Consider the following 4,542-nt stretch of genomic DNA (forward strand, 5'->3'; position numbering starts at 1 on the left):
GAGGCTGCGTCCTTCGCTGGCCAGACAGGGCCGGAAGATTGGCTGCTGTTACAAGGCAATCTCTCGCTCCCCGCAACCGAGGCCGCTCTTCGGGCCAACAGCGCGCGCGTTATTCTCAATACCGCTCCACTTCGCTGGCCGGTGGCCGAACTTCTGGCCTCCTGCCATCTCGTCATCGCCAACACGGTGGAGGCCGAGAGCGTGACCGGGCTGACGGCCAAGGCCGCGGCCGCACGGCTCCTCGCGCTCGGCGCCCGGGCGGCGATCGTGACACTCGGCGGCGCGGGGGCCATTCTGGCCGAAAGCGGCACCATCCAGCGCTTCGCCCCGCCGCGCGCGCATGTCGTCGACAGTACCGGCGCCGGGGACACGCTGTGCGGTATGCTGGCGGCCGGGCTCGCGCGCGGCCTGCCTTTGCCGCGGGCTCTGGCCTTGGGCCAGATCGCGGCCGCCGATTGCGTGACTAGGCCGGGGGCCTTTGCGGCCCTGCCGTCAACCGCCTTTCTGCATGCGCTCTGGGAGGCCGCCTGACCGGGCCTCGCTGACCGGATAAACATTACAGATCGTTCATGAGAGGAATAATCCCCGACTTGGCCTGTCCACTCGAAAACAGCTGATCTGCAAGAGTGAGGCCCGAGACGCCAATGGCCCTATCCCGACAACGCCTGTTATGGTCCGCCCCCCGCAATCGCATCACGGTCGCCAGCCAGGTCACGAGCATGACGGGACCGAGACGCGGCTGGACCGGGTGATGGGACGCCAGACGATGGCAGACGCCGCAATTCTGATCGAGCCGCTGATCCCGGCATTGCGCCGCTATGGGGTGGGGCTGCTGCGGAACCGGTCGGCGGCCGACGATCTCGTCCAGGATACTTTGGAGCGCGCAATCTCCCGCTGGCATCAACGCCGGTCGGACGGCGATCTCCGCGCGTGGCTTTTCGCCATCCTCCACAATCTGGCCGTCAACCGTCTCCGCCAGTCTGCCCGTCGGGGCCAACACACGGCAATCGAGGATGTCGACCCGGGTCGCCTCGCGGAAAAGCCGCGCCAAGAGGAGGGCCTGGCCTATGCCGAGATCATGCAGGCCGTGCAGGCGTTGCCGGAGGAGTATCGCGCCGTCCTCCTCCTGGTCGCGGTCGAGGGCCTGTCCTATGCCGAAGTCGGGGCCGTGCTGGGCGTGCCGCTTGGCACCGTCATGTCGCGCCTGTCACGCGCGCGGGACCGGCTGTCCCGAATCATGGAAGCAGGGCATGGCAGCCCCGTCGTGCAGTTGCGGAGAGTGAAGTAATGGTCCGCCCGATCGCTGAAGAGGATCTCCACGCCTATGTGGACGGGCATCTTGACGAAGGCCGTCGCGGTGAGGTCGCGGCCTATCTCGCCCGCAATCCGGAGGAGGCCGAGCGTGTCGCGGGGTATGCGCGGCAGCGGGAGGCGCTGCGAGCCGCTTTCGCGCCTCTTGCCGAGGCGCCGATCCCACCCTCCCTCAATGTCGGGCGGATGATCGCGGCAGAGCGCGGACGGGCCCGCGCACGCTGGCGGATCGCTGCCGCCGCCTCATTGGCGCTCGCCCTCTTCGGAACGGGTGGAACGAGCGGGTGGATGCTTCGCGGCCGGGATGTCGTGCCCGAGACCGGGATCGCCGGACTCTCCCATGTCGCCGCCGAAAGCTGGAACGTCTTCGCGCCCGACGTGCTGCATCCGGTGGAGTTCCGCGCGGTCGAGCGTCCGGCCCTTATGAACTGGATCGCGACCCGCACCGGCACGCGCATCGTGGCGCCCGATCTCAGCGCCTCCGGCTTCCGCTTCATGGGCGGCAGGCTGGTGACGACGGGCCATGGCCCGGCCGCCCTGTTCATGTACGACGACGATCAGGGCACGCGCCTCGTGCTTCTTGGGCAGCCGATGCGAAAGCAGGACCGGAACGCGCCGATGGCACGGTTCGAGGACGCGCATGTGGCCGGATATTCCTGGGCGACGGACGGCGTCGGCTACAGCCTGGCCGGCCCGGCATCGGTCGCGCCAAGCCTGCTCCATCCGCTGGCGAACCAGGCGCGGCGTCAGATCGCAAGCGAGGCGTAACGGACCGCCGGCTTACGGTTCGGGACGAATGGCGACGGGTCCGCATGGGAACGGACTGTGCTTTGCACAGCATCCTTTCCCATGCTTTAGCCCCTGGATTGACTGATTGACGGATCAGTACTGAACCTTGTCGGACTTCTTTTGATACATCTTCCAGATTTCGACGGCTTCTGCACGCATGATCTGCTTGATAGGGATTTCGCGCTGATCGACAGGCTTGCGGATCTCCGCATAGATCTTGCTGTCGTCAAAATTACCGTATTCCAGTGCGTCTTCAACCTGAGCGGCGTAGAATACTTTGTCGATCCCGGCCCAATAGGTCGCCGCCATGCACATCGGGCAAGGTTCGGCGCTGGTGTAAAGCGTCGCTCCTTCGAGCTTGAAGCTGCCCTCGGCCTTGCAGGCCTTCCGGATCGCCTCGATTTCGCCGTGCCAGGTGGGATCGTTTTCGGCGACGACGCGATTGGCGCCCTCGCCGATAATCTTGCCGTCCTTGACGATCACGCAGCCGAATACGCCGCCAGCGCTCTCGACCATCGAGGTCAGCCGGGAGAGTTCGATCGCACGCGCCATGAATGTGTTGTCGTCGGCATCGGCCATGTCACTGTCTTTCAAATCATTATTGTTTGAGATGGTTCGGTCGGCACGGTGGGAGCGGCGGTCCGCTCTAGAAAAGCAGCATGAAGATAACAATCTCCGCCACATAGAGCGCGGCGAGTGACGCGATTCCCAGCATTTCCACGCGTGGCCTATGCTTGGGGTCTGGCGTCAGCCACCAGCCGAGAAGAAATATCGCTAATTTCATCAGTGGCCATGAGACCAGAGAGACGCTGATCGCATTGCCGATGAAGGTGGCGATCGCCATCGGCGCATGCGTCAGAAGCGGGCTGAGAAAGCGGATTTCCAGCATCACCACAGGAAACAGCACGAGCAGGACCAGGCAGGTCTGCTTCCAGGCAGCGGGCGGCGGCTGGTCGGGTTCGGTCGGAAACCAGCCGCCGAAGGGATTGCTCAGCCGCTGGCTTTTCCAGTGGGAGACGAGGGGATCGGATCGTTCAAGCAGCGCGCGGCGCTCGGGCGAGGCAAGCCAAGCCTCCAACTGCTCGGGCGTGGAATAGCGGACAAGGGTCGTCCAATACGGAATATCCGCAGAGAGCGGCGCCTGAACGAGCGTGCCCATATAGCCCGGGAAGCGCGACTGGGCGGCCTGGACACTTTCCGCCCAGGTCTGAAAAGACGCCTCGCGCCCCGCCTCGACCTCGGTTGTAATCACTTCGGTCACGCAGGACAGAGAGTGGAAATCGGGTGCCACTTCATCCAGCAGATCGCCCTGGGCACCCCCCCGCAAGGGACCGAGATCCGTGAGAAACTGCCGTCGGGCGGGTGAGTCCTGCCATTGCCCCAGGAGTTCGGCGGTCTGGAACCGCTGAATTATTCGCCATTCGACCGCGCCCGCGAAGGCCGGAATGATTTCCAGGCTCACGAAACCGGGGGCTGCTGTCGCTGCATGGGTAAAGCCCGATTGCCACGCGGCAAAGGGAGCTTCGCAGCCTTCGAGCACAATGACTTTGGTCATGATGGCTGTCGCAAGCGACGTCAGCTTGGCGGCCGCAGTTGCTGGTACGGCGGTCATGATGCCGTTACTTCATCCACGAGAGGAATCATTGACACCGATCAGCGATAGCAATTTGAAGCGTAATTACTTCGGGTAGGGTTTAACGCGATTCTGTGGGGACCGATAGGCATGGCGTCTCAAGCTTCCGCCCTCGTGTTTGATCCTGCGTCTCCCTTAACCACTTATCGTCCGACCTCGGGCAGCGCCGGCCCCCTCACCATCCGGTGAGCGGCCGGCATACCGGCGCCCGAGAGATTGGATTTCTGGCCCCACTCCGGCTGCAGCCTATGGACCCCATCAGGGTGACTGACGCGCCTTCAACGGGCGGATGACGCCTATCGTCAGCGCGGCGTGCAATTTCGCAGATATTCCAGGAAGTGCGCGGCGCAGGCGCGGGCGATACGCCTCAGGATGAGAAGCGTCAAACAGTCAATCGAAATTCAGAAATCGGGCAATCGGGCCAGTCAGCCCGCTTTGCGCTGGCCAATGCGATGAAAGGGCTGCTCGATATATCGATAAGACAGCCAGGCCACGGCCACTGTCGTGAAGAAGGCGCAGATAAACTGGGCGATATGGATGAAATAGGTCGAAGGACCGGCGACCGGTCTATCGAAGGCCGGAACAAGGCCCCCCAGGATCATCAGCACGGGAAGGTGGAATAGGTAGCCGCCATAGGAGATGCGGCCAACCGCCTGCAGCCCGGGAAACCGGCACAAGCGGAGAAGCGACGGCTTCCCAACCAGAATGCCCATCAGCACCGCGACGCTCAGACTGACCGGGACATAATAGACCCAGATTTCCCGCCCTTGGCCGTAGAGAATGCCAGACAGGATATTGCGCAGCACGCC

At 63.7% G+C, this 4,542-nt stretch carries 6 protein-coding genes; 3 read left to right on the forward strand and 3 right to left on the reverse strand.

The features are described from left to right. From VL752_RS02700 to VL752_RS02710, 3 genes are all read left to right on the forward strand, one after another. On the forward strand, window positions 1–531 hold a 531-nt coding region (locus VL752_RS02700), incomplete at its 5' end, for a PfkB family carbohydrate kinase (RefSeq protein WP_325352197.1). A 235-nt stretch (window positions 532–766) separates the two neighbouring features. Continuing rightward, a complete protein-coding gene (locus VL752_RS02705) occupies window positions 767–1,288 on the forward strand; it encodes an RNA polymerase sigma factor (RefSeq protein ID WP_325352198.1) in 522 nt (173 codons plus the stop codon). After that, the gene (locus VL752_RS02710) at window positions 1,288–2,079 is read left to right on the forward strand and encodes an anti-sigma factor family protein (protein WP_325352199.1); all 792 of its coding nucleotides are present in this window, start codon (window positions 1,288–1,290) and stop codon (window positions 2,077–2,079) included. Before VL752_RS02705 ends, VL752_RS02710 begins: the two co-directional genes overlap by 1 nt. A 114-nt stretch (window positions 2,080–2,193) precedes the next feature. Here the strand turns inward: VL752_RS02710 and VL752_RS02715 are convergent, their stop codons facing one another. The 3 genes from VL752_RS02715 to VL752_RS02725 all read right to left on the reverse strand — a co-directional run. Continuing rightward, window positions 2,194–2,679, reverse strand: a complete 486-nt coding sequence (locus tag VL752_RS02715) for a nucleoside deaminase (protein ID WP_325352200.1) — start codon at window positions 2,677–2,679, stop codon at window positions 2,194–2,196. 67 nt (window positions 2,680–2,746) lie between these two features. Next, window positions 2,747–3,712 (reverse strand): hypothetical protein, encoded by a 966-nt coding sequence (locus VL752_RS02720; protein WP_325352201.1) that lies wholly within the window; start codon window positions 3,710–3,712, stop codon window positions 2,747–2,749. A gap of 446 nt (window positions 3,713–4,158) precedes the next feature. After that, the coding region (locus VL752_RS02725; RefSeq protein WP_325352202.1) for an acyltransferase family protein at window positions 4,159–4,542 on the reverse strand (384 nt) is incomplete at its 5' end.

Origin of the sequence: Acidisoma sp., from assembly GCF_035492295.1 — a bacterium.
Classification (GTDB): domain Bacteria; phylum Pseudomonadota; class Alphaproteobacteria; order Acetobacterales; family Acetobacteraceae; genus Acidisoma.

Coding starts and splice junctions, on each gene's coding strand:
- VL752_RS02715 (WP_325352200.1), bottom strand. CDS start 2,679: ATGGCCGATGCCGACGACAACACATTCATGGCGCGTGCGATCGAACTC.
- VL752_RS02705 (WP_325352198.1), top strand. CDS start 767: ATGGCAGACGCCGCAATTCTGATCGAGCCGCTGATCCCGGCATTGCGC.
- VL752_RS02720 (WP_325352201.1), bottom strand. CDS start 3,712: ATGACCGCCGTACCAGCAACTGCGGCCGCCAAGCTGACGTCGCTTGCG.
- VL752_RS02710 (WP_325352199.1), top strand. CDS start 1,288: ATGGTCCGCCCGATCGCTGAAGAGGATCTCCACGCCTATGTGGACGGG.